Source organism: Methylobacterium sp. Leaf456 (assembly GCF_001425465.1).
GTDB lineage: Bacteria > Pseudomonadota > Alphaproteobacteria > Rhizobiales > Beijerinckiaceae > Methylobacterium.
The window spans coordinates 450,518-473,391 of sequence record NZ_LMQV01000002.1 but is presented as its reverse complement, the minus strand read 5'-3'; the positions used below and the strand labels follow the sequence as shown (position 1 = coordinate 473,391).

The 22,874-nt window shown below is 70.6% G+C and carries 22 protein-coding genes; 14 read left to right on the top strand and 8 right to left on the bottom strand.

All coding sequences use genetic code 11. The features are described 5' to 3' along the window. Nucleotides 1-417 precede the first annotated feature (417 nt). A complete protein-coding gene (locus ASG52_RS04310) occupies nt 418-2,475 on the top strand; it encodes a M23 family metallopeptidase (RefSeq protein ID WP_056239429.1) in 2,058 nt (685 codons plus the stop codon). A 120-nt stretch (nt 2,476-2,595) separates the two neighbouring features. Here ASG52_RS04310 and gluQRS read toward each other — a convergent pair whose 3' ends face one another. After that, nucleotides 2,596-3,456: a tRNA glutamyl-Q(34) synthetase GluQRS gene (gluQRS, locus tag ASG52_RS04305; RefSeq protein WP_056239428.1), complete on the bottom strand. Its 861-nt coding sequence runs from the start codon at nt 3,454-3,456 to the stop codon at nt 2,596-2,598. Next, nucleotides 3,453-3,746: a hypothetical protein gene (locus ASG52_RS04300; protein ID WP_056239427.1), complete on the bottom strand. Its 294-nt coding sequence runs from the start codon at nt 3,744-3,746 to the stop codon at nt 3,453-3,455. The genes gluQRS and ASG52_RS04300 overlap by 4 nt, the downstream gene beginning before the upstream one ends. Before the next feature lie 223 nt (nt 3,747-3,969). Here ASG52_RS04300 and ASG52_RS04295 point away from each other — a divergent pair, with 223 nt between their 5' ends. Beyond that, the gene (locus ASG52_RS04295) at nt 3,970-4,188 is read left to right on the top strand and encodes a hypothetical protein (RefSeq protein WP_056239425.1); all 219 of its coding nucleotides are present in this window, start codon (nt 3,970-3,972) and stop codon (nt 4,186-4,188) included. 19 nt (nt 4,189-4,207) lie between these two features. Here ASG52_RS04295 and htpG read toward each other — a convergent pair whose 3' ends face one another. Further along, nucleotides 4,208-6,088, bottom strand: a complete 1,881-nt coding sequence (gene htpG, locus ASG52_RS04290) for a molecular chaperone HtpG (protein ID WP_056239423.1) — start codon at nt 6,086-6,088, stop codon at nt 4,208-4,210. Between the two features lie 103 nt (nt 6,089-6,191). Beyond that, a complete protein-coding gene (locus ASG52_RS28185; protein ID WP_286158935.1) occupies nt 6,192-6,365 on the bottom strand; it encodes a hypothetical protein in 174 nt (57 codons plus the stop codon). Nucleotides 6,366-6,731: 366 nt separating this feature from the next. On the opposite strand from ASG52_RS28185, the gene ASG52_RS04280 reads away from it, so the two are divergent. The 7 genes from ASG52_RS04280 to ASG52_RS04250 all read left to right on the top strand — a co-directional run bounded on the left by ASG52_RS04280 (nt 6,732) and on the right by ASG52_RS04250 (nt 14,905). Then, the gene (locus tag ASG52_RS04280) at nt 6,732-8,327 is read left to right on the top strand and encodes a gamma-glutamyltransferase family protein (protein ID WP_056239420.1); all 1,596 of its coding nucleotides are present in this window, start codon (nt 6,732-6,734) and stop codon (nt 8,325-8,327) included. 221 nt (nt 8,328-8,548) lie between these two features. Continuing rightward, complete coding sequence (gene oxlT / locus ASG52_RS04275; protein WP_056239551.1) at nt 8,549-9,838, top strand: oxalate/formate MFS antiporter; 1,290 nt, start codon at nt 8,549-8,551, stop codon at nt 9,836-9,838. Between the two features lie 109 nt (nt 9,839-9,947). After that, a complete protein-coding gene (locus ASG52_RS04270) occupies nt 9,948-11,186 on the top strand; it encodes a bifunctional cobalt-precorrin-7 (C(5))-methyltransferase/cobalt-precorrin-6B (C(15))-methyltransferase (protein ID WP_056239419.1) in 1,239 nt (412 codons plus the stop codon). Next, entirely contained in the window at nt 11,165-11,569 is a 405-nt protein-coding gene (locus ASG52_RS04265; RefSeq protein WP_056239417.1) for a cobalamin biosynthesis protein, read from the top strand. Before ASG52_RS04270 ends, ASG52_RS04265 begins: the two co-directional genes overlap by 22 nt. A gap of 114 nt (nt 11,570-11,683) precedes the next feature. Continuing rightward, a complete protein-coding gene (locus tag ASG52_RS04260) occupies nt 11,684-12,772 on the top strand; it encodes a GGDEF domain-containing protein (RefSeq protein WP_056239414.1) in 1,089 nt (362 codons plus the stop codon). Nucleotides 12,773-12,800: 28 nt separating this feature from the next. Then, nucleotides 12,801-13,586: a precorrin-4 C(11)-methyltransferase gene (cobM, locus tag ASG52_RS04255; protein WP_056239411.1), complete on the top strand. Its 786-nt coding sequence runs from the start codon at nt 12,801-12,803 to the stop codon at nt 13,584-13,586. Next, the gene (locus ASG52_RS04250; protein ID WP_056239409.1) at nt 13,583-14,905 is read left to right on the top strand and encodes a cobyrinic acid a,c-diamide synthase CobB; all 1,323 of its coding nucleotides are present in this window, start codon (nt 13,583-13,585) and stop codon (nt 14,903-14,905) included. Before cobM ends, ASG52_RS04250 begins: the two co-directional genes overlap by 4 nt. Before the next feature lie 97 nt (nt 14,906-15,002). Here the strand turns inward: ASG52_RS04250 and ASG52_RS04245 are convergent, their stop codons facing one another. Beyond that, nucleotides 15,003-15,407 carry a helix-turn-helix domain-containing protein gene (locus ASG52_RS04245; protein WP_056239406.1) on the bottom strand — a complete coding sequence of 135 codons (405 nt, stop codon included), beginning with the start codon at nt 15,405-15,407 and terminating at the stop codon, nt 15,003-15,005. A gap of 527 nt (nt 15,408-15,934) precedes the next feature. On the opposite strand from ASG52_RS04245, the gene hmuQ reads away from it, so the two are divergent. After that, nucleotides 15,935-16,270 (top strand): heme-degrading protein HmuQ, encoded by a 336-nt coding sequence (gene hmuQ, locus ASG52_RS04240; RefSeq protein WP_056239402.1) that lies wholly within the window; start codon nt 15,935-15,937, stop codon nt 16,268-16,270. A gap of 112 nt (nt 16,271-16,382) precedes the next feature. Here hmuQ and ASG52_RS04235 read toward each other — a convergent pair whose 3' ends face one another. Next, nucleotides 16,383-17,633, bottom strand: coding sequence for an MFS transporter (locus ASG52_RS04235; protein ID WP_056239399.1), 1,251 nt, complete (start codon nt 17,631-17,633; stop codon nt 16,383-16,385). Between the two features lie 223 nt (nt 17,634-17,856). Here ASG52_RS04235 and ASG52_RS04230 point away from each other — a divergent pair, with 223 nt between their 5' ends. After that, entirely contained in the window at nt 17,857-19,362 is a 1,506-nt protein-coding gene (locus ASG52_RS04230; protein ID WP_056239396.1) for a sugar transferase, read from the top strand. Nucleotides 19,363-19,507: 145 nt separating this feature from the next. Here the strand turns inward: ASG52_RS04230 and ASG52_RS04225 are convergent, their stop codons facing one another. Beyond that, nucleotides 19,508-20,065: a Fur family transcriptional regulator gene (locus tag ASG52_RS04225; protein ID WP_082552330.1), complete on the bottom strand. Its 558-nt coding sequence runs from the start codon at nt 20,063-20,065 to the stop codon at nt 19,508-19,510. Between the two features lie 139 nt (nt 20,066-20,204). On the opposite strand from ASG52_RS04225, the gene ASG52_RS28180 reads away from it, so the two are divergent. From ASG52_RS28180 to ASG52_RS04215, 3 genes are read left to right on the top strand one after another with little or no spacing between them, the layout of a single operon-like run. Continuing rightward, nucleotides 20,205-20,339, top strand: a complete 135-nt coding sequence (locus ASG52_RS28180) for a hypothetical protein (RefSeq protein WP_286158934.1) — start codon at nt 20,205-20,207, stop codon at nt 20,337-20,339. Then, nucleotides 20,336-21,139 (top strand): metal ABC transporter ATP-binding protein, encoded by an 804-nt coding sequence (locus ASG52_RS04220; RefSeq protein ID WP_286158933.1) that lies wholly within the window; start codon nt 20,336-20,338, stop codon nt 21,137-21,139. Before ASG52_RS28180 ends, ASG52_RS04220 begins: the two co-directional genes overlap by 4 nt. Before the next feature lie 53 nt (nt 21,140-21,192). Continuing rightward, on the top strand, nt 21,193-22,023 hold the full coding sequence (locus tag ASG52_RS04215; RefSeq protein ID WP_082552338.1) for a metal ABC transporter permease: 831 nt from the start codon (nt 21,193-21,195) through the stop codon (nt 22,021-22,023). A gap of 129 nt (nt 22,024-22,152) precedes the next feature. Here ASG52_RS04215 and ASG52_RS04210 read toward each other — a convergent pair whose 3' ends face one another. Beyond that, nucleotides 22,153-22,785 carry an exopolysaccharide biosynthesis protein gene (locus ASG52_RS04210; protein WP_286158932.1) on the bottom strand — a complete coding sequence of 211 codons (633 nt, stop codon included), beginning with the start codon at nt 22,783-22,785 and terminating at the stop codon, nt 22,153-22,155. Nucleotides 22,786-22,874 lie beyond the last annotated feature (89 nt).

The window sequence follows — 22,874 nt, the reverse complement described above, 5'->3', positions numbered from 1 at the left end:
GCCGGCGAACCGTCCTGTCAACCGTCATCCGATCGACACATCCGGGACACGAAGGACAGCGATCGTCCGATCCAGTCGCCCGGATCAGCGTGCCGCCCCATCAGTCACGAAGACCGTCGGTTCGCTGTGCCGCCCAAGTGATGGGCCGCGGCGCCCCGTCGGTGACGTGCTTCTACGAGGGCACACCGCCCCCGTCAATCGGAAAAACGAGAAAAGTTCCCCGCATTCGATCACGGGCGGATCACGGGGGTGTGACAGCACGCTCACGCGCGAGGCTTTCCCGATCGAGAGGCCCGCCTCAATGTGGACATGCTGGCCCCGGACATCCCGGGGCTCAGGTCCAGGTCGCCCGCTCAGGGCAACTCTGGTAAATCTCTTCGAGACATCCGGTCCGAAGCGCCCATCCAGAGGAAGCCCGTGACGCGCGAGCGGCTGAAGATCGGAGGAGCGGCCGGCGCGCAGCGGCGCCCGGCCAACCTGCCGCGGGGCGTCGAGCCGCCGCTCAACCTCCTCGGGGCGAATGCCCGCCAGATCGACCGCCGCGACGTCAACCTGCGCTGGCTCTGTGCCAGCGCGCTCACCGGCATCACCGGCGCGCTGCTGATCGGCGCCGCAATCCATGTCTCGCTGCAAGGCGACGTGTCGCTCGCCGCGATCTCCGACAAGCCGGCCCTGATCGTCCGGCCCCAGCCGGCGGAGGAGGCGAGCGTCGCCCTCGCCCACAAGGGCGACCGGTTGGTGCGCAACCTGATGATCGCCTCTGCCAAGCAGACGTTTCGCACGCCCGTGACGGTGCGGCTCGGGGATCGCGAGATCATCAAGGTCAAGCCGTTCGTGCGGATCGCCTCGGCCCTGTCGATGCAGACCGGGGTGTTCGCCGCCGACGTGCCGCGCTTCGATCCGATGAAGTTCGTCTCCGACGAGCCGCAGGAGCGCGCCCCCGAGCCGAGCGCCGCCGACGCGCCCGGCGCCGAGGTCAGCGTGGTCAAGCGCGATCTCACCGACGTCGCCCTCGACCCGAACGCGCCCGCTCTGTCCGACGAGGACGTGACCGCGCAGGTCGAGGAAGAGCGCCGTCTCACGGCGGAGGCCGGACGGCGCACGGCGCTCCCGCTCGCGCCGCAAATCATGCTGTCGCGCACGCTGCGGCAGGCCTCCACCTTCCCCGGCTTCGATCAGAAGAAGCCGGAGGACGGCAGCCCGTTCAAGTCGATCGAGGTGCTGGTCGTCCCCGAGAACGTCACCAAGCTGGCCAAGGTCGAGCTGCGCTCGGGCGAGGCGCCGTTGGTGGAGGAGCGCGACCTGGCGCTCAAGCGCGGCGACACCGTCGAGGCGATGCTCAAGGCCACCGGCCATGCCTCGGACGCAGGCATAGCCGGCATCGTCGCGGCGCTCGGCGGCAAGGCGAAGGTGTCGGGCCTGTCCGAGGGCCAGCAGTTCCGGGTTCAGGTGGCACCGGGGCCCAAACCCGGCGACGGGCGGCAGGTGACCCGCGTGGTGCTCTACGGCGAGAGCGGCGTACAGGCGATCGCCGCGATCAACGACCGGGGCGCCTTCGTGCCCGTGGCCCCGCCGGTGGATGAGACCAAGAACCGGAGCCAACCGGTGCAGGCCGAAGCGCAGGACGGCGACGACGAGGAGGACGAGGGCACCGGCCCTCGGCTCTACCAGAGCCTCTACGAGACGGCCGCGCGCCACGACGTGCCGCGCCCCACCGTCGAGGACATCGTCCGGGTGTTCAGCTACGACATCGACTTCCAGCGCCGCATCTCGGCGGGCGACGGGCTCGACCTGTTCTACACCTACGACGAGGACGCCGGCCCCGCCGCCGCCGAGCGGCCGGAACTGCTCTACGCCGCGCTCAATCTCGGCGGCGAGTGGCGCAAGGTCTACCGCTTCCAGTCGCCCGACGACGGTTCGATCGACTATCTCGACGACCAGGGCCGGTCTCTGAAGAAATTCCTGATCCGCAAGCCCATCGCCGACGGCATCATGCGCTCCGGCTTCGGCTACCGGCGCCATCCGATCCTCGGCTACGCCAAGCTCCACACCGGCGTCGATTGGGCCAACCCCATCGGCACGCCGATCGTCGCCGCGGGCAACGGCACCGTCATCAAGGCGGAGTGGGATTCGGGCTACGGGCGCCGCGTCGAGATCCAGCACATCAACGGCTACGTCACGACCTACAACCACATGTCCCGCTTCGCCCGCGGCGTCACCGCCGGCGCGCGGGTGCGGCAGGGGCAGGTGATCGGCTATGTCGGCTCGACCGGCCTCTCCACCGGCGCCCACCTGCACTACGAGGTCGTCATCAACGGCCACTTCGTCGATCCGATGAAGATCCGCGTGCCGCGCGGGCGCGAACTCGACGGGCGGCTCCTCGCCGAGTTCAAGCGCCAGCGCGACCAGATCGAAGCGACGATGCAGAAGTCGAAATCCGCCACCACCATGGCCCAACGCGACGCGATGCGCTGAGGTCCGGGTTCCCAAAGGACGAGTCCTTTGGCGGGGCGCCGGGGCAGCGCCCCGGCTTCCCTTCAAACCAGGGCTCTGCCCTGGACCCGCGAAAGGACTCGTCCTTTCGAAACCCGGATTTCAGGCGAAGCCCAGCATGGCGCGGATTGCGTCTGGGGCGACGCCACTCGCTCGCAGGTCCGCCAGCGATTCCGAGCCCTTCGACTTGGCGAGCTTGTCGCCGGTCTCGTCGCGGATCAGGCCGTGGTGGTGATAGGCCGGGCTCGGCAAGCCGAGTAGGTGCTGCAGCAGGACGTGCAGGTCGGTCGCCGCCTCCAGATCCTGGCCGCGCACCACGTGGCTGATGCCCTGCTCCGCATCGTCCCAGACGACAGCGAGATGGTAGCTCGTCGGCACGTCGCGGCGGGCGATCACCGCGTCGCCCCAGCGGGCCGGATCGGCCGGGATGGTCTCTTCCACGCCGTCCGGGGCGAAGCGGCGGATGGCGAGGGGGGCGGGGACCTCGGCCAGGGCCGCCGCGCTGTCGAGGCGCCACGTATGCGGCGCGCCGGCCTCGATGCGGGCCAGGACTTCGTCGCCGGAGAGCACACGGCAGGTGCCGGGATAGAGCGGCGCGCCGTCGGGATCGCGTGTCACCGTCTCGCACTCGGCAACCGTCGCCGCGATGCGCCCGCGCGAGCAGAAGCACGGATAGAGCAGTTTGCGCGCAGCGAGCGCATCCCGCGCCCGCGCATAGGCCGAAAAGTGCTCGGATTGGCGCCGGACCGGGGACTCAAAACGCAGACCGAGCCACGCGAGGTCGTCGAAGAGGCCTTGCACGAATTCGGGCCGGGTCCGGCCGAGATCGATGTCTTCGACTCGCAGCAAAAGCTGGCCGCCGAGATCCTCGGCGATGCGGGCGTTGGTGAGGGCGGAAAAGGCGTGGCCGAGATGGAGCCGGCCGTTCGGGCTCGGTGCGAACCGTAAGACGGGTCGGCTCACGGCTCTCCGGTGCCGCGCAGGCAGGCCACCTTGCCCGGCGTGCAGGCGATGCCCGGCAGCGAGCAGGCGGCGCCGGTCTCCAGGCGCTGGCAGACCTTGCAGCCGTCGCCCCACTCGGCGCAGGCCGGATCGTCGGCGGGCGCCAGCGCGGCGGCCTTATGCCCCGCGGGCTGTCCCATCGGCGCGAGCGCACCGATCAGGACGGTCGCAGCGACGAGGCCGAGAATGCCGAAGGCGACCCGCTTGTCGTGGCGGGCGGTCTGCGGATCGCGAGAGGGGGCGGCGGTCATGCTTCGCTGTTCGCGCGGGAAGGGCGAAGCTGTCAACGCCGCGCGCTGGAGCCGGTTGCATCACCCAGAATGTTGCACTGCGACAACAGCGGCCGGCCCGTGCATTTCAGACAAGGCGCAGCGGAACCTTCGGCACGCCGATTGCGATGTGCTTTCTCGGCAAATCATCAAGAAACGCCACGGCCCGGGAGGCGATGCTCACGACGTCACGGAGCCTCACCGCATGCTCTACGGCCTCTACTTCATGACCTGCATGGTCGCCAACCCCACACATTGCGTGATGCGGGTCCACCGCTTCAACGAAGACATCGTCACCCCGCAGCAATGCCTCGCCGTGGCTCAGCCGCAGATGGCGGCATGGCAGAACCTGCACGGCGACCGTTGGCGGGTCGCGCGGTTCCGCTGCGGCTCGCCGCCGAGGGACGACGGGACGCGGATCTGATCCCGCGCCCCGTCCCTCGTCACACTGAGGGTGCCGACGTCCCCGCGAGCGCGGTCGCGACCGCGCGGGCGAAGGCGACCGGATCGCGCGGGGTGTCGCCGTCCTGCACGCGGGCGAGGTCGAGCAGGGTGCCGGCCTCGGAGGCGAGGTCTTCGCCGGCCTCGGCGCGGGCGTCGAGCGCGCGGATCAGGGCGTGGCGCGGGTTGATCTCGAGGATCGGCGCGCCGCCCCCGAAGCCCCGCCCGGCCCGGCGCAGCAGGCGCTGCATCTGCAGGTCGGGCCCCGAACCGGAGGCCGCGAGCACCACCGCGCTGTCGACGAGACGGTCGGTCGTGCGCACGTCCGACACGTCGGCGCCGAGCGCGAGCTTGAGCGCGGCCACCAGCTTGTCGGCCTGAGGCGCCTCGCCGGCCTCGCCCTCGGGCTTGAACTTCGACAGGTCGGCCGCGCCCTGCGTGACCGAGCGCAGCGGCTTGTCCTCGAACTTGCCGAGTTGCTCCGGCCAGAACGCATCGACATGGTCGGACAGCAGCAGCACCTCGACGTCGCGGGCGCGAAATCCTTCGAGCTGGGCGGAGTTCTTCAGCGCCTCCACGTCGTCGGCAACGAGGTAGTAGATCGCCTCCTGGTCCGGCTTCATCCGCGACACGTAGTCGGGCAGCGAGGTCCAGCCGGCTTCCGTCGATGAACGGAAGCGCAGCAGCGGCGCGATCTCGGCGCGGCGCTCGTAATCCTCGTAGATGCCCTCCTTGAGGATCGGGCCGAAATTCTCGAAGAATTTTTGGTAGTCCTCAGCCTTCTCGGCGTTCTTCGAGCGGTTCGACAGCTCGTTGATCACGCGGGTCGTCACTGCCCGGCGGATCTTCTGGAGCGTCGGCGTCGATTGCAGCATCTCACGCGAGACGTTGAGCGGCAGGTCGTCGGTATCGACCACGCCGTGGACGAAGCGCAGCCAGTTCGGCAGCAGCTCGGCCTCGTCGGTGATGAACATGCGGCGCACGTGCAGCCGCACCTTGGAGCGGCGGTCGTCCTCCACCGCCATGAACGGCTTCATGCTCGGCACGAACAGAAGGCCGGTGAATTCCAGCGCGCCCTCGGCCCGCCAGTGCAGGGTCGCCCAGGGCTCGTCGAAGCCGTGGCTGACGGTGCGGTAGAACTCCTTGTACTGCTCTTCCGTGACTTCGGACTTGGGCTTGCGCCAGAGCGCGGTGCCGCGGTTGGCGGCCTCCTCCTTGCCCTCCTCGTCGCGGATCGCGATCGGCACGGCGATGTTGTCGGCCCATTTGCGCACGACGTGGTCGAGCCGGTAGCTCTCCAGATACTCGTCGGCGTCGTCCTTCATGTGGAGGACGATGTCGGTGCCGGCCTGCTCGCAGGCGGCGGGCTCCAGGGTGTAGCTGCCCTTGCCATCGGAGGCCCAGGTCCAGGCCTCGTCGGTGCCGGCGCGGCGCGAGGTGACGGTGACGCGATCGGCCACCATGAAGGCGGAGTAGAAGCCGACGCCGAACTGGCCGATCAGGCTCGGACGCAGATCCTCGCCCTCGCTGCCCTTCCCTTCGCCTGCCTTCTCGCCGAGCGCCTGCGAGAAGGCGCGGGTGCCGGAGCGGGCGATGGTGCCCAAGTTTTGGGCAAGATCGTCCTTGGCCATGCCGATGCCGGCATCGGAAATGGTCAGGGTGCGCGCCGCCTTGTCGGGGGCGATCAGCACCTTGGCGTCCGGGGGAAGCGCCAGGGCCTCGTTGGTCAGGGCCTCGAACCGGCGCCGGTCGGTCGCGTCGGCGGCGTTGGCCACCAACTCGCGCAAAAAGATTTCGCGGTCGGAATAGAGCGCGTGGACGACCAGATCCAACAGGCGCCCGACCTCGGCACCGAATTCGTGCCGCTCCACCGTCTCGCTCACGCAGATCCCTCCGACTTTTGGAAAAAGCCGGGGCGATATGCCCATGACGGCGCGGCAATTCAATCGCCGCGCGCCGGAGAGGGGATGGAAAGTTGCGCCTGGGTCAGGCGGCGAGCGCGGGAGCCGGCGCAACCTCGACGGTCTGATGCACCGTGTCGAAGGCGCCGCGGATGATCGCGACGGCGTCCTCGACCGCGACCAGGGTGGCGAGCTTCACGTCGCCCGGCATCTCGCCGACCCGGCGGGTCGCGCAGACGATGGCGTGTTCGAGCTTCATCAAGTCTTCCTCGGCGCGAAAGCCGGAAAGGTCGGCGACACGCTGAAGCGCTGCTTCGAGAGCGTGACGCAAGACAAGTGTTCTCACGCGCTCCTGAAGAAGCGCCCGCTCATTCTGCTTCATGTGGAGAAGTGCCCGCCGATTCGCCGCGAAACATCATGTCATTTGACGCGGCCTTGCACAGTCCCATTTCCGCCACATCGAGAAAAACGAAGGGTCTACGCGGAACCTTTTTCAAGCTTCGCGCAAGCCAGCCGGCGCGGCCCGCCGCGTCCGTTACCGTGACGGCGGTTGCCGTCGCGGCCGGCGCATGGTCCTGATCCTGCCTTCCGTGCCGTTCCCGTATCGACACACCGAGTTCCGTTCATGCCCGAGACCCCCGTCTTCGCCCACGCGGCCGTCGCCGCGCCTTACACACTCGCGGCCAAGGCCGGCCAGAGCGTGCTGGCCCAGGGCGGCAACGCCATCGAGGCGATGGTCGCGATGGCGGCTACCATCGCCGTGGTCTACCCGCACATGAACGGCATCGGCGGCGACGGCTTCTGGTTGATCCGCGAGAAGAACGGCCGGGTGCGCGGCATCGAGGCCTGCGGCCCTGCGGGCGCGCTGGCCACGCGGGCGCGCTACCGCGAGCAGGAAGTCGAGGCGATCCCCTCGCGCGGCCCCGATGCCGCGGTCACGGTGGCCGGCACGGTCGGTGGCTGGGAGCTGGCGCTCGCCATGGCCCGTGCCTTCGGCGGGCGGCTGCCGCTGGACGCGATCCTCGGCGACGCGATCCGCCACGCCCGCGCGGGCTGCCCGGTCTCGGCCTCCGAGGCGCGCTACGTGCCGAAGGAACTCGACACGCTCCACGACCAGCCGAATTTTTCGAAGACCTACCTCGACGACGGCAAGCCCTATGCGGCCGGCGCGCTCCGGCGCCAGCCTAAGCTAGCCGACACCCTGGCGCAGTTGGCCCATGCGGGGCTCGCCGACTTCTACCGCGGCGACATCGCCCGCGAGATCGCCGCCGACCTCGAACGCCTCGGCGCGCCGGTGACGCGGGCCGACCTCCAGGCCTACGCGGCGCGGGAGCGGGCGCCGCTCACGCTGCGGCGGCGCGACGCGACGCTCTACAACTTCCCGCCGCCCACCCAGGGGCTCGCCGCACTCATCATCCTCGGCCTCTTCGAGCGGCTGAACGTGCGCCAAGCCGAGAGCACGGCGCATTATCACGGGCTGATCGAGGCGACGAAGCGGGCCTTCGCGATCCGCGACCGGTTCGTCACCGATTTCGACCGACTCAAGGGCGACCCAGCGGCCTTCCTCGACCCGCGCCGGCTCGACCGGGAGGCGGCGCTGATCGACATGGGCCGCGCCGCCAGCATCCCGGTGCGCTCGGGCGAGGGCGACACGGTGTGGATGGGCGCGATCGACGGCGACGGGATGGCCGTGTCGTTCATCCAGTCGGTCTACTGGGAATACGGCTCGGGCTGCGTGCTGCCGGGGACCGGCATCTGCTGGCAGAACCGTGGCATGTCGTTCTCCCTCGATCCGAACGCCGTGAACCCGCTGGAGCCGGGGCGCCGCCCGTTCCACACCCTGATCCCGGCACTCGCGGCCTTCGACGATGGCCGGGTGATGTCCTACGGCTCGATGGGCGGCGACGGGCAGCCGCAATTTCAGGCGCAGATCTTCTCGCGCTACGCCGATTACGGAATGTCGGTCGCCGACGCGGTGGACGCCCCGCGCCTGCTCTACGGCCGGACCTGGGGCGCGGAATCGCTCTCGGTGAAGGTGGAGGACCGGTTCGACCCGGCCTGCATCGCGGCGCTCGAGCAGATGGGCCACGACATCGAGGAGTTGGGTGGCGCCTATATCGACTCGCTGGGCCATGCCGGCATGCTGGTGCGCCACGCGAACAACGGCCGCATCGAAGCCACCCACGACCCCCGCTCCGACGGCAGCGCCGAGGGCCTCTGAGTCAGGGGTTCCCAAAGGGCGAGCCCTTTGGCGGGTCCAGGGCAGAGCCCTAGTGAGGGGAAACCGGGGCTCTGCCCCGGTGCCCCGGCAGAGGGATGATCCCTTTGCGATCCCGCTAGTTCTACCGAGCAGAGCACAGAACAGCATAGGTTATCGGCGCATCGCCAGCGTAGAACTTGGCACACCCCTTGCTCAGGCCCGGAGCCGTCGAGGAGTGAATGATGGATACGACATCCAACCGGACCCGCTGGATCCAGCTCGCCCTGGGCTTGGTCGTCATGATGACGATCTCCAGCCCGCAATATGTCTGGACGCTGTTCGTGAAGCCGTTCCAGGCGACGACGGGGGCGAGCCTGCCCGCCGTGCAGGTCGCCTTCACGCTGCTCATCGTGCTCCAGACCTTCTTCTCGCCGGTCCAGGGCTGGCTGATCGAGCGCTTCAGCGCCAAGGCGATGATCGCGCTCGGCGCCGCGCTCTCCGGCCTCGGCTGGGTCGCGGCCTCGAAGGTCGATTCGCTGTGGGGCCTCTACGCCACCTACGGCCTGCTGTGCGGGCTCGGCACCGGCATCGTCTATGTCGGCGTGGTCGGGCTCATGGTGCGCTGGTTCCCCGAGCGGCGCGGCTTCGCGGCGGGCGTGGTCGCGGCGGGCTACGGCATGGGCGCCATCGCCACCACCTTCCCGATCACCGACATGATGGCCGCCTCCGGCTACCGCCACACGCTGCTCGTGTTCGGCGCGATCATGGCCGTCGTCGGCGTCGTGGCGGCTTTGGGCCTGCGCAGCCCCAAGCCCGGCGAGACGCCCGCGATTCCCGCCGACAAGGTCGCCAGCGCCGCCCGCGACGTGGCGCCCTCGGTGATGCTCAAGACCCCGCTGTTCTGGCTGATGTTCGCCATGATGGCGATGATGTCGACCGGCGGCCTGATGGTGGTGGCGAACTTCGCGGCCTTCGCGAAGGAGTTCGGCGTGGCCGACGCCATCGTGTTCGGCTTCGCCGCGCTGCCCTTCGCGCTCACCTTCGACCGCATCACCAACGGCCTCACCCGGCCGTTCTTCGGCTGGGTCTCGGACCATGTCGGCCGCGAGAACACCATGGCGGTTGCCTTCGCACTGGAGGCCGTGGCCATCTGCATGCTGCTGATGTTCCGCGAGAACGCCTACGCCTTCGCCCTGCTCTCGGGGCTGGTGTTCTTCGCCTGGGGCGAGATCTTCTCGCTCTTCCCTTCGACGCTCACCGACACGTTCGGGACCAAGCACGCCACGACCAATTACGGCTTCCTCTACATGGCGCAGGGCGTCGGCTCGCTGCTCGGCGGCCCCGTCGCGGCTCTGCTCCACGACGGCATGGGAAGCTGGGTGCCGGTCTTCGGCATCGCCATCGCCCTCGATCTGATCGTCGCAGCGCTGGCGTGGTTCGTCCTGAAGCCCGCCCGCCGCGCCTATCTCGGCGTCGAAGGTCCGGCCGTGCCGGAGATCGCCGCCCCGCTCGCCGCCCGTCCGGCGGTCTGACCACGAGGGCGGGCCGGCGCGAAGCCGGTCCGCCTCATCCTCGATCGATTTGACGGGCCGGATCGGTTCTGGGCAGGGAGAACGCCCCCTGTCTCACACATCCCCGGCCATGACGGACCCACTCGCTCCCGAGCCCGGCAGCAGCCCCTGGCTCGCCATCGTCGGCATCGGCGAGGATGGCCGGGCCGGGCTCTCGCCCGCCTCCGCCGCCGCCCTCGATGCGGCAGAGGTCGTCTATGGCGGACGGCGCCATCTCGCGCTCGCGGCGCCGCTGACGGGCGAAGAACGGCCCTGGCCGAGCCCGATCAGCGACGCCTACGCCGACATCCTGGCCCGGCGCGGGCGGCCGACCTGCCTCATCGCCACCGGCGATCCCTTCCATTTCGGCATCGGCGCCGAGATCGCTCGCCTGCTGCCGGCTGCTGAAATCCGCGCCTTCCCCCAGCCCTCGGCCTTCAGCCTCGCCGCCACCCGGCTCGGCTGGTCGCTGCCCGAGACCGCCTGCATCACCCTCCACGGCCGCGATCTTTTTGGCATTGTCCCTCATCTCCAGCCCGGCGCGCGCATCATCGCGCTGTCCTGGGACGGCTCGACGCCGGCCACGGTCGCGGCGCTTCTGACCGAGCGCGGCATGGGGGCCTCGCGGCTGACGGTGTTGGAGGCGATGGGCGGCCCGCGCGAGCGCCTGCGCGCGGGAATCGCAAAAGACTTCGCCCTCGCCGACATCGACCCGCTCAACACGGTGGCCGTCCAGGTCGAGGCGTCGCCCGAGGCCCGGATCGTCTCCCTCAGCCCCGGTCTCGACGATGCGTGGTTCGAGAACGACGGGCAGCTCACCAAGGCCGAAATCCGCGCCGTGACCCTCTCGGCGCTACGCCCGCGGGCGGGCGAGACCCTGTGGGACCTCGGTGCGGGCGCCGGTTCGGTCTCGATCGAGTGGTGCCTACGCCATCCGGCCAACCGCGCCGTCGCGGTCGAGCGGCGCGACGACCGCGCCGAGCGGATCGGGCGCAACGCCAAAGGTCTCGGCGTCGGCGCGCGGGTCACGGTGGTGCGCGGCGCCTCCGCGGAATCGCTCGCCGAGTTGCCCGCTCCGCAAGCGGTGTTCGTCGGCGGCGGCGTGGCTGAGCCCGGCCTGCTCGCCGCCTGCCGCGCCGCCCTGCCCCCTGCGGGCCGGCTGGTAGCCAACGCGGTCACGCTCGAGGGCGAGGCCGCCCTGCTCGCCGCCCATGCGGAAGCCGGCGGGCGCCTGCGCCGGCTCTCGATCGCCCACGCGGCGCCGGTCGGCGGGCTCACCGGCTGGCGCCCGGCCATGCCGGTGACGCAGTGGGTCTGGACCAAGCCGTGACCGGCATCGTCGCCGGCGTCGGTTTTCGCGCCGCCACGACATCGGAGGAAATCGTCGCGCTAGTGCGCCGGGCGCTTCACGCGGCCGGGCTCGCCCCCGACGCGCTCACCGCGCTCGCCACCGCCACCGACCGGGCCGGCGAGCCCAATTTTCTGGGAGCCGCGGCGGCCTTCGGCGTGAGGCCACGCGGGATCGAGCCGGCGGCGCTCACGGCGGCCGATGCGCGTGTCGTCACCCGCTCGGTCCGGATCGCCACGAGCCGCGGCGTCGGCTCGGTGGCGGAAGCCGCGGCGCTCGCCGCCGCAGGATCGGGGGCGCGCCTGATCCTGCCCCGCATCGTCAGCGCGGGCGCGACGTGCGCGCTGGCTCAGGCCCCCGGCTGAGCCGTTTGGCGGTGAGCCTTTCTTCACTCCGTTTCTTCATTCTCCGGGAAACGAAGGGAACCCTTCACGCCCTGTCGCCCAGCGTCTTCGCCACGTCGCGCACTCTCGAAGGTAATGGATCTCTCGGTCCCCACCCTACAGTTCACCGATTCGCTGGTGTTCGGCTCCTGCGGGGCGATCTTCCTCTGCGCGTGGTGGCTGCAGCGGCAGAAGGCCTACTTCCTGCTGTTCGGCCTGAGCTACGCCGTCTGCGCCGGCATGGCAGTGTGGTTCGTCGATTTCGGCTCCTACGGCAGCGTCTGGTCGCCGCTCGGCTGGTCGCTCGCCGGCTCGACCTTCTGGGTCGGGCTGCGGCAATCCGACGGCCGCCGGGCGACGACGGGGCCGATGCTCGCCCTGTTCGGGCTGCCGACCACCACGCATATCCTGCTCACGCTGGCCGGGTTCGGGCCGGAGGCGGTCAACACCGGCAGCACCCTCACCTACGCCCTGCACGAGACGGCAATGGCCCTCGACGTGCTGGCCCCGGCCCGCTCCTGCCGCTCGCCGCTGCGGCAGCTGATCGGTCTCGCCCTGCTGGCCACCGCTGTGGCGATCGTCCTGCCCGTGCTGCCGCTCGGCGAGGCGGGGACGCGTTCCACGATCGTCCTCATCTTCGTCGTCGATCACGTCGCCTCGATCATCCTGACGACCTCGATCCTGGCCCTGGAGGCGGAGAAGGCGCATGCCGTCGTCGCCCGCATGGCCCGCACCGACCCGCTCACCGGCGCCCTCAACCGGGAGGGTCTGTCGCTGGCCGAGGACGGGGCCGCGGCCGGGGTGATCCTGGCCGACCTCGACCACTTCAAATCGGTCAACGACCGCTTCGGCCATGCCGGCGGCGACGCCGTGCTCCGGGAGTTCGCCCGGCGCGCCGGCGCCGTCCTGCCCGCGAGCGGCCATCTCGCCCGGCTCGGCGGCGAGGAATTCGCCATCCTGCTGCCCGGCCACGATCCGACCGCGACGGCGGCCCTCGCCGAGCGCCTGCGCCACGGCATCGGCCGCGCGCCGGTACCGTGGAAGGCGGCGGCGATCCCCGTGACGGTCAGCCTCGGCGTGGCCATGCGCAGCCGCGACGAGAGCTTGCACACCGCCCTGGAGCGCGCCGACGCGGCGCTCTACGCGGCCAAGGCGGCGGGGCGGGACCGCGTGCGCGTAGCCTGATACGCCCCGATGCCGTAAGCGGGCGGCCATGACCGTCCATTTCATCGGTGCCGGCCCCGGTGCCGCCGACCTCATCACCGTGCGCGGGCGCGATCTGATCGCCGCCTGCCCGGTCTGCCTCTATGCGGGCTCGCTGGTGGCCCCCGAAATCCTGTCGTGGTGCCCTGTGGGTGCCCGCATCGTCGACACCGCGCCGCTCGATCTCGACGCGATCATGGCCGAAATCTCCGCGGCCCATTCCAGAGGCCAGGACGTGGCGCGGCTGCATTCGGGCGACCTGTCGATCTGGAGCGCGCTCGCCGAGCAGACCCGGCGGCTCGATACGCTCGGCATTCCCTACACGGTGACGCCGGGCGTGCCTTCCTTCGCCGCCGCGGCGGCGGTGCTCGGGCGCGAACTGACCGTGCCGGGGCTGGCCCAATCGCTGGTCCTGACCCGCACCTCCGGCCGCGCCAGCCCGATGCCGGAGCGCGAGACATTGGCGGCCTTCGCGGCGACCGGGGCGACGCTGGCGCTGCACCTGTCGATCCACGTGATCGACACGGTCGCGGCCGAACTCGCGCCCTACTACGGGCCGGACTGCCCGGCCGCGGTGGTGTTTCGCGCGACATGGCCCGACGAGCGGGTGCTGACCGGCCCCCTCGCCTCTCTCCCTGAGCGGGTGAAGGCGGAAGGGATCGAGCGCACGGCCCTGATCCTGGTCGGCCCGGCGCTCGACCCGTCGGATTTCCGCGAGAGCGCCCTCTACGCCCCCGATTACGACCGCCGGTTCCGGCCGCAAGGCGCGGTCAACGCGCCCGGAGACGCCACGTGAGCGCCCCCGGCCTCCTCATCGCCGCGCCACGCTCGGGCTCGGGCAAGACCACGGTGACGCTGGCGCTGATGCGGGCGCTCCGGCGGCGCGGCCTCATCGTGCGCGGCGCCAAATGCGGGCCGGACTACATCGATCCGGCCTTCCACGAGGCCGCGACCGGCCATCCGAGCATGAACCTCGACAGCTTCGCGATGCCCGACCCGCTGCTCGACGCCTGCGCCGGGCTCGCCACCCGCGACGCCGCCCTCGTGATCGCCGAAGGCTCGATGGGCCTGCATGACGGGATCGTGGCGGGCGAGGGCCGCACCGGCGCCAACGCCGACATCGCCGCGCGCTACGGCTGGCCGGTGCTGCTGGTGCTCGACGTGTCGGGCGCGGCGCAATCGGCCGCCGCGGTGGCGCTCGGCTGCGCGACCTACGATTCCCGCATCCGCGTGGCCGGGGTGGTGCTGAACAAGGTCGCGAGCCCGCGCCATCGCCGCCTCGTCGAGGCGGGGCTCAGTCGCATCGGCATGCCGGTGCTCGGAGCCTTCCCCCGCGAGGCCGGGCTCGTCCTGCCCGAGCGCCATCTCGGCCTCGTCCAGGCGGGTGAGACCGCCGACTTGGAAGCCCGGCTCGACCGCCTCGCCGACCTCGCGGAGGCCTCCCTCGATCTCGAGGCCATCGTCGCCGTCGCGGGCGGGCGGGCGGAGCCGGGCGCGGGCGCCCTCCCCTCCCCTCCGGCCCAGCGGGTCGCGGTGGCGCGCGACGCCGCCTTCTCGTTCCTCTATCCGCACATGCTGGCGGGCTGGCGCGCGGCCGGCGCCGAGATCGTGCCGTTCTCCCCCCTCGCCGACGCGGCGCCCGACCCGACCTGCGGCGCCTGCTGGCTCCCCGGCGGCTATCCCGAACTCCATGCCGGGCGGCTCGCCGCCGCGACGCGCTTCCGCGAGGGCCTGCGGCGTTTCGCGGAAGACCGGCCGGTCCACGGCGAGTGCGGCGGCTACATGGTGCTGGGGGAGAGCCTGGAGGATGCCGACGGGCTCACCCACCCGATGGCGGGACTGCTGCCGGTGGCGACCTCCTACGCCAAGCGCCGGCTCCATCTCGGCTACCGGGTGGCGCGCCTGGTCGAGGCGGGGATGCTCGGCGCGGCCGGCACGCGGCTCGTCGGCCACGAATTCCACTACGCGAGCGAGCTGACGCCAACCCCCGACGCGGCGAACGCGCTGGCGCGGGTGACGGATGCCGAGCGGGTGGCCTTGGGCTTTGCCGGCCATCGCCGGGGCCTCGTCACCGGAACCTTCTTCCACCTCATCGCCGAATCGGACGGCGCCTGAGCTGCCCTCCAGGGGCTCGCAGAGGAGAAGGGCGCGCGAGAAGGGAAAGCGGCCGGGGACGGGCCCCGGCCTGACTTGTCGTTCTCGAACTCCGTCCTCAAGCGTCGAGGGCGGCGTCCTTCTTGCGGCCGAGGCGGGCGGCGCTGCGCACGATCGCCAGGACCTCGCGGCGGACCTGGTCGTCCTCGATCGCGGCGAAGGCGCGCAGAAGGTCCACGGCGCCGTTGGCGCGCAGGAAGCCGAACACCTCGGCCTGCTCCTGTGCACCGGCCACGTTGTCCTCGTCGAAGAAGGCGGAGACCGGCACCTCGAGGAGGCGGGCGATCTCGCGCAGGCGCCCGGCGCCGACGCGGTTCTGACCCTTCTCGTACTTCTGGACCTGCTGGAAGGTCACGCCGACGGCGGTGCCCAGAGCGGTCTGGCTCAGGCCTCGTGCCTTGCGCAGCGCGGTGATCCGGAGCCCGACGAGGCGGTCAACATCGGTTGTCTGTTTCGGCATCATCTTACGGTATGGTCCCCTGACGGTATCGCGGCCGGCCCAAGGACCTCAGGTCGACCGCGCTTTCGAACTCCCGGCAACGAATCCGCATGTCTTGATCCCGGTTCTCATCGCCGGAACGGACCGGGCTCGCAGATCGGGAGACAATCGTATCGCTGTGGAGCAGCCTCGGCTTAGCTTCACCATGAGATGCATGCTAAATGCAAGAGCCTCTTTGTTGATGGCCGGGAGTTTTCAGCAATCGCCGTCGTTGCGTTCACGAAATGTACCTATAGCGAAATCATGCGGTCATGCAGAATTTCGCCTATATCGTGCATTCGGCAGCCTGTTCACGCAGGGCGCGGCGATGAACCGCCGGCTCCGGGCTTCAGTCCTCGGGCAGGACTACGTAGAGTCGGATTAAACGCGTCTCGCAGCTCTTCCGGCGGATCGTCGCACGCGTCGCCGCTTCGAGAGAGTTCCAGTCGGGACGCGGACCACGGCAACACGGCGCCCAGCCGGCGCCGCAACGGATCGGGAGTTGATCGGGCATGTTCATCGCGATGAACCGCTTCAAGGTGGTGAAGGATTCGGCGCAGGATTTCGAGCAGGTCTGGCTCGGGCGCGACAGCCATCTCGGCGAGATGGAGGGCTTCGTCGAGTTCCACCTGTTGAAGGGGCCGGAGGCCGAGGACCACATCCTCTACGCCTCGCACACGATCTGGCGCTCGAAGGCCGATTTCGAGGCCTGGACCCGCTCGGAGCAGTTCCGCAAGGCCCACGGCCGGGTGCCGACCACCAAGCCGCTCTATCTCGGCCATCCCCAGTTCGAGGGTTTCGAGATGATCCAGACCGTCGCCCGGCCGGAGGCCGAAGAGGCGGCCTGATCTTCTTGGTGGGCCTCAGTCGCCGGCGCTCGCATCCGCGGGCTTGGGCTCTCGCTCCGCTGGACGACCTCGGCTGAAAAGCCGAGGCCCGCTCCGCGAAGCCGCGGCAGCTTCAGCGCAGCCGCGGCAGCATCACGGCCAAAAACCCGATGACGGGCAGGTAGGCACACATCGCGAAGACCTGCTCGATGCCGACCCGGTCGGCGAGTTCGCCGAGCAGCGCCGCGCCGAGGCCGCCCATGCCGAAGGCGAAGCCGTAGAACAGCCCGCTGACGAGGCCGATCCGGCCCGGCAGCAGGTCCTGCGCGTAGACGAGGATCGCGGGCAGCGCCGAGGCCAGGATCAGGCCGATCGGCACCGAGAATGCCACGGTCCAGACCAGGTCGGCATGCGGCAGCGCCAGGGTGAAGGGCAGCACGCCGAGGATCGAGCCCCAGATCACGGGCTTGCGCCCGAACCGGTCGCCGATCGGCCCGCCGAGCAGCGTGCCGAGCGCCACCGAGCCGAGGAACACGAACAGGTAGAGCTGCGACTGCGCCACCGGCACGCCGAAGCGGTGGATCAGGTAGAACGTGTAGTACGACGCAAAGCTCGCCGTGTAGAAGAATTTCGAGAAAATCAGCGCCAGCAGGATCGCGATGGTGACGACGATCCGGGTCCGGCTGAGAGGGCCGGCGGCGGCACCGCTCCCGGTGCGGGCCACCCGCGGCGCTGTCGCGAGCCGGCCCGCGTACCAGCGGCCGACGACAGACAGCACGGCAATGCCGGTGAGTGCGGCGAGCCCGAACCACGCGACACTGCTCTGGCCGTGCGGCACCACCACGAAGGCGGCGAGCAGCGGCCCCAGCGCCGTGCCGGCATTGCCGCCGACCTGGAACACCGACTGCGCCAGCCCGTAGCGCCCGCCGGACGCCAGGCGCGCCACCCGGCTCGCCTCGGGATGGAAGATCGCCGAGCCGAGCCCGACGAGGGCCGCGGCGGCGACGAGCGCGCCGTAGGTGGGCGCGGCGGCGAGCAGCCCGAGGCCGGCCAGCGACAGCACCATGCCGACGGCGAGCGAGAACGGCAGCGGGCGCCGGTCGGTGTAGAGCCCGACGGCCGGCTGGAGCAACGAGGCGGTCGCCTGGAACGCCAGGGTGATCAGCCCGATCTGCCCGAAATCGAGGTGAAAACTCTGCTTGAGCAGCGGGTAGATCGCCGGCAGCAGCGACTGGATCAGGTCGTTGAGCAGGTGCGACAGGCTCAGGCCCATCAGCACGGCGAGCGCCGGCCCGGTGCCCTTCGGCGCCTCGCCGCCCGACACGATCACGGGCGGCCCCTGCAAGCCGAGGCTTGCCCCCGCGTCCGACGCACCGGCTCCCATATCGCGCTCCGTCCGCCTGCGCGCCCGCCCTGCCGCTCCATGACAGCCCGGCGGAGGCCGGGCAACCACGCCGTTCCATTCCGAGCCCGTCCGATCCGGTGCGCCGCTTGCGCCAACACCCCCGAGAAGGGGCGGGACGACGATCGGTCGTTTCGTTCCGGGACAGTCCTCGCCTCAGGCCGGCACTTCGGCGCCACCTTAAGGCAGCACCCGCGCGAGACCCATGTTTCACGAGCGTCCTCCGCAGACCTACCAGCGCCTCTCCCTCGGGCGGGCACGCCGCGCCGTCTGGGCCGCCCTGATGCCGCGGCGCGAGCGCACGGCCCTGCGGCTCGGCATCTCCTTGGCCCTGCTGGTCGCCGATTTTCTGGCTATTACGTCGACAGGTGTCTTCGTCGATGCCGCCTATTACGCCTACAGCACCGGCGGCGAGCTGATCCCGCTCGCACTCAGCCGCAACGTGCAGACGGCTGGGCTGCTGGCCCTGATCATCGGGCTGACCAATCTCGTCCGCGGCGAGTACAGCATCGAGCATTGCCTCTCGAACACGCCGCACCGGCGCCGCACCGCGACCCTGTGGCTGCTCGCCTGGGCGGTCGCCCTGCTGATCGGCTTCGCCACCAAGATCTCGACGGATTTCTCCCGCGTCGCGTCCGCCGCCTTCTTCCTCGTCGGGCTGCCCGCCACCCTGTTCGTGCGCGCCCGCATGGTCGCCCTGGTGCGCCGCCACGTGACGCCGGCCTCGGCCTCGGCGAGCCGGGTCCACCTCGTCGGCTACGAGGAGGACATCGCCAACTTCTACGCCAACAACGATGTCGAGGCGCTGGGCCTGCGCGTCGTCGGGACGAGCTACCTGCGCCGCTTCAACGCCAGCACGGGGGCGGCCAGCGCCGAGGCCCTGCTCTCGGAAGACCTCGATCTGGCCGTCTCGGTGGTGCGCTTCCTGCGCCCCGACGACGTGTTCGTGCTGGTGCCGTGGTCGGAGGCCGCCGACATCGAGCGCTGCATCGACGCCTTCCTGCGGGTGCCGGCCGCCCTGCATCTGCGCCCGGGCGTGATGATGGACCGTTTCCCCGACCTTCAGGTCGCCCGCGTCGGGCGCTTGGCCGGCATCAATATCGGCCGCCGCCCCCTCTCGGCCGGCGAGGTGATGCTCAAGCGCGTGTTCGACCTGACGCTCGCCGGGATCGGGCTGGTGCTGCTGGCACCGCTGTTCCTCGCGGTCGCCGTGCTGATCAAGCTCGACAGTCCCGGCCCGGTCTTCTTCCGGCAGCGCCGCTACGGCTTCAACCAGCAGGCCTTCGGGGTCTACAAGTTCCGCAGCATGAAGGTGCAGGCCGACGCGCCGTTCCGGCAGGCCTCGCGCGACGACGACCGCATCACCCGCATCGGCGCGCTCTTACGCAAGACCAACATCGACGAGTTGCCCCAACTCCTCAACGTGATCCTCGGCGACATGTCGCTGGTCGGCCCCCGCCCGCACGCGCTCGCCCACGACCGCAGCTTCGAGCGCCGCATCGCCCTCTATGCGCGGCGCCACAACGTGAAGCCGGGCATCACCGGCTGGGCCCAGGTCAACGGTTTCCGCGGCGAGACCCGCACCGACGCGGCGATGGAAGCCCGCGTCCAGGCCGACCTGCACTACATCGACAACTGGTCGATCTGGCTCGACATGAGCATCATCGTCCAGACGGTGATCTCACCGCGGGCGTACCGCAACGCCTTTTGATTCCTTTAGAAACACCGCCGTCATTCCGGGGCCGCGCAGCGGAACCCGGAATCCACCCGTGATGCACCGCTCAAAGGGTTGGGGCCAGTCGTGGATTCCGGGTTCGCCTTCGGCGCCCCGGAATGACGAGCGTAGAGTCGAACCGTCAGCCCCCGGCCGCTCCGCCGCGCTCGCGGCACGCCCCGCACTCGCCCTCGACCTCTAGAATGCGGCTCGTCGGCGTGAACCCCGCCCGCGCCAGGGTGGCGCCGAGCGCGCTCTCCACCGCAGGCGCCGTCATCTCGTCGATGCCGCCGCATTGGCGGCAGATCAGGAAGACGAGGCTCGCGCCCTCGCCGTGCTCGTGGCCGCAGGAGACGAAGGCGTTGCGGCTGGAGATGCGGTGGACGAGGCCCTGCTCCGTGAGAAAATCGAGCGCCCGGTAGACCGAGACCGCCGCGACCCGCCGCCCCTTCACGCTCATCCGCTCGGCGATGTCGTAGGCGCCGAGCGGGCGCCCTTCCGCCGCCACCACCGTCAGCACGTCCCGGCGGAGCGGCGTGAATTGCAGCCCGCGAGCCTGGCACAGTCGCTCGGCCCGCTCGGTCGCACCCTCGGCGCATTGCCCGCAACCGTGCCGGCCCTGCGGCCCGTCGTGGTGGTGATAGTGCGAATGATCGTGCAGACGATCGTGACTTGGGTTGTGCTGCGCGTCTGCGCGCATCCCGGCCTCCCCATCCGGCCCGATTGAAACGAGGCCGTGTTACAGTGTATCAGCCGCCTCAAGATAGGCGCCCGCCCGCCATCGGGCAACGACGGCGCGGCGCCCGCCTCGACACCGCTCACACCTCCGGGAAAGCCCCATGATCCGTGCCGGCGGGGCCGACCGTCTCCCGCGCCGCTCCCTGTTCCGCGGCGGGGCGTCCCTGCGCGTGGCCGCAGCGCTCATCCTCTCGGGGCTGCTTTGGGCCGTGATCCTGTGGGCGGTGGCCCCGTGAGCGCGATCCGCTTCCGCGGCCTGACGCTCGGCTACGACCGGCATCCGGCCGTCCATCATCTCGACGGCACGGTCGCGACCGGCGACCTGCTGGCGCTGGTGGGCCCGAACGGCGCCGGCAAGTCGACGCTGCTCAAGGGCATCGTCGGCGAGGTCGGGGCGCTCGACGGCGCGATCGAGACGGGGACCAAGGCCGTCGCCTACCTGCCCCAAGCCGCCGAGATCGACCGCAGCTTCCCGGTCAGCGTGCTGGATCTCGCCGCGATGGGCCTGTGGCGGCCCTTCGGCGCCTGGGCGAGCCTCAAGCGGCACCGCCAGAGACTGCTCGACGCGCTCGCCGCGGTCGGGCTCACCGGCTTCGAGGACCGGCCGATCGGCACCCTCTCGGGCGGCCAGTTCCAGCGGGCGCTGTTCGCCCGGCTGATCCTGCAGGACGCGCAGTTGATACTGCTCGACGAGCCCTTCACCGGCATCGACGAGCGCACCACCGCCGACCTCCTGGCCCTGATCCGCGGCTGGCATGCCGAGGGCCGCACCGTGATCGCCGCGCTCCACGACCTGCATCAGGTGCGCGCGCATTTCCCCTCGACCCTGGTGCTGGCCCGCCGCCCCATCGCCTGGGGGCCGACCGCCGAAGTGCTGACGCCGCCGGTGCTCGCCCGCGCGCTCGCCCTGTCGGAGGCCTGGGACGAGGCCGCCGCGATCTGCCGACACGAGGTCGGCCCCACCGCGGCGCACGACCACCACGGACACGACCACGCCCATTCTCATTCCCATGCCGGCCACGGAGCCGCTCCGTGACGCTCGCCGACCTGCCGAACCTTCTCGTCGGCCCCTTCGTCGAGTTCGGCTTCATGCGCCGGGCGCTCGCGGGCTGCCTCGCCCTGTCGCTGTCGGCCCCACCGCTCGGCGTCTTCCTGATGCTGCGCCGGATGAGCCTGATGAGCGAGGCGATGAGCCACGCCATCCTCCCCGGGGCCGCCGCGGGCTTCCTCGTCGCCGGCCTGTCGCTGCCGGCGATGACGCTCGGCGGCCTCGTCGCCGGCCTCGCGGTCGCGCTGGCGGCGGGCTTCGTCACCCGCTCGACGGTGCTGAAGGAGGATGCGAGTCTCGCCGCCTTCTACCTGATCTCGCTCGCCGGCGGCGTCTTTCTCGTCTCGCTGCGCGGCTCGCAGATCGATCTCCTGCACATCCTGTTCGGCACGGTGCTGGCGCTCGACGACGACGCCCTGACGCTGCTCGGCGGGATCAGCAGCCTGACGCTGGTGGCGCTCGCCGCCCTCTACCGCCCGCTGGTGATCGAGTGCGTCGATCCGCTTTTTCTGCGCACCGTTGGGCGCGTCGGCGGGCCGGTACACTCGGCCTTCCTGGCGCTCGTCGTCATCAACCTCGTCGGCGGCTTCCAGGCGCTCGGCACGCTGCTGGCGGTGGGCCTGATGCTGCTGCCGGCCATCGCGGCCCGGTTCTGGGCCGCCGACCTCTCGGGACTGATCCCGGTGTCGATGCTGATCTCGATGCTGGCGAGCGTGACCGGCCTCCTCGTCTCCTACCACGCCGGCATCCGCCTCCCGACCGGGCCGGCGATCGTGCTGGCGGCGGGCGCGCTCTACCTCGTCTCGATGCTGATCGGCCCCCGCGGCGGCCTGCTGCGCCGTCTCGTCCGGCGGCGCCATCTGGAGGCGTGATCCGCCCTCCTCGGTGGGGGAAGAGTCGTCGCAGCGGAGAGCTTCGTCCACCGACAGCCGGTTCGGAGCCCGCGCATCGACTCGGCGAGTCGATGCGGCTTGATCCGGGCGACCCGTCGGAGAGCGGTCTTACGACGCCAACCCCGGAATCGACTGGCTGAGCCAGTGCAGGGCGCTCATCACGCTGGCGAACAGGGTGTAGACGAAGCCGATCGAGATGCCGACGCCGACGCCGCCGATGGCGACGCCGATCAGCACGACGATGCCGTCGCGCTCCACCAGCCCGAGCCCGATCAGCGAGACCGCGAGCCCCAGCGGGATCTGGCCGAAAAAGGGCGGCGCCACGATCAGGGCCAGCGCCATCGCCAGGATCAGCACGCCGGTGCTGCGCATGCCGATAGCGGTCTCGAACACGCTCATCCGCGGCTTCGACCAGCGCTCCAGACGCCGCAGCAACGGCACCGCGCGGGTGACGGCCTTGGCCACGGTCTCGCGGGCGACCGACTGGCCGAGCACGCGCTTGGGCAACCACGGCGAGGACATGCCGGCCACGATCTGCACCGCGATGAGCAGCAGGAGCAGGCCGCAGACCAGCGGGATCGGCGGCGGCATCGGCAGGCAATTGGGCAGGCCGAGCAGCACCACGAGCAGCGCGAACGCCCGGTCGCGCAGCACGGCGATGATCTCGCCGACCGTCAGCCGCTCGCTCTCCTGGCTCGCAAGCAAGGTGAGAACATCGGAGGTGCGCGCAGCGGAGGACAAACCGGCTCGGCCATTGGCTTCGGACAGGCGCGGCTCTAGCCCAACCGGAGGGTTCCGCCAAGCGGGTGCGAGTGCGGGGCACTTGCCCG

Excerpts from the sequence above, each read along its gene's own strand:
- ASG52_RS04300 (WP_056239427.1), bottom strand. The coding sequence starts at position 3,746 with ATGACCGCCGCCCCCTCTCGCGATCCGCAGACCGCCCGCCACGACAAG.
- ASG52_RS04295 (WP_056239425.1), top strand. The coding sequence starts at position 3,970 with ATGCTCTACGGCCTCTACTTCATGACCTGCATGGTCGCCAACCCCACA.
- ASG52_RS28185 (WP_286158935.1), bottom strand. The coding sequence starts at position 6,365 with ATGAAGCTCGAACACGCCATCGTCTGCGCGACCCGCCGGGTCGGCGAG.
- ASG52_RS04280 (WP_056239420.1), top strand. The coding sequence starts at position 6,732 with ATGCCCGAGACCCCCGTCTTCGCCCACGCGGCCGTCGCCGCGCCTTAC.
- oxlT (WP_056239551.1), top strand. The coding sequence starts at position 8,549 with ATGGATACGACATCCAACCGGACCCGCTGGATCCAGCTCGCCCTGGGC.
- ASG52_RS04270 (WP_056239419.1), top strand. The coding sequence starts at position 9,948 with ATGACGGACCCACTCGCTCCCGAGCCCGGCAGCAGCCCCTGGCTCGCC.
- ASG52_RS04260 (WP_056239414.1), top strand. The coding sequence starts at position 11,684 with ATGGATCTCTCGGTCCCCACCCTACAGTTCACCGATTCGCTGGTGTTC.
- cobM (WP_056239411.1), top strand. The coding sequence starts at position 12,801 with ATGACCGTCCATTTCATCGGTGCCGGCCCCGGTGCCGCCGACCTCATC.
- ASG52_RS04245 (WP_056239406.1), bottom strand. The coding sequence starts at position 15,407 with ATGATGCCGAAACAGACAACCGATGTTGACCGCCTCGTCGGGCTCCGG.
- hmuQ (WP_056239402.1), top strand. The coding sequence starts at position 15,935 with ATGTTCATCGCGATGAACCGCTTCAAGGTGGTGAAGGATTCGGCGCAG.
- ASG52_RS04235 (WP_056239399.1), bottom strand. The coding sequence starts at position 17,633 with ATGGGAGCCGGTGCGTCGGACGCGGGGGCAAGCCTCGGCTTGCAGGGG.
- ASG52_RS04230 (WP_056239396.1), top strand. The coding sequence starts at position 17,857 with ATGTTTCACGAGCGTCCTCCGCAGACCTACCAGCGCCTCTCCCTCGGG.
- ASG52_RS04225 (WP_082552330.1), bottom strand. The coding sequence starts at position 20,065 with ATGCGCGCAGACGCGCAGCACAACCCAAGTCACGATCGTCTGCACGAT.
- ASG52_RS28180 (WP_286158934.1), top strand. The coding sequence starts at position 20,205 with ATGATCCGTGCCGGCGGGGCCGACCGTCTCCCGCGCCGCTCCCTGTTC.
- ASG52_RS04215 (WP_082552338.1), top strand. The coding sequence starts at position 21,193 with ATGCGCCGGGCGCTCGCGGGCTGCCTCGCCCTGTCGCTGTCGGCCCCA.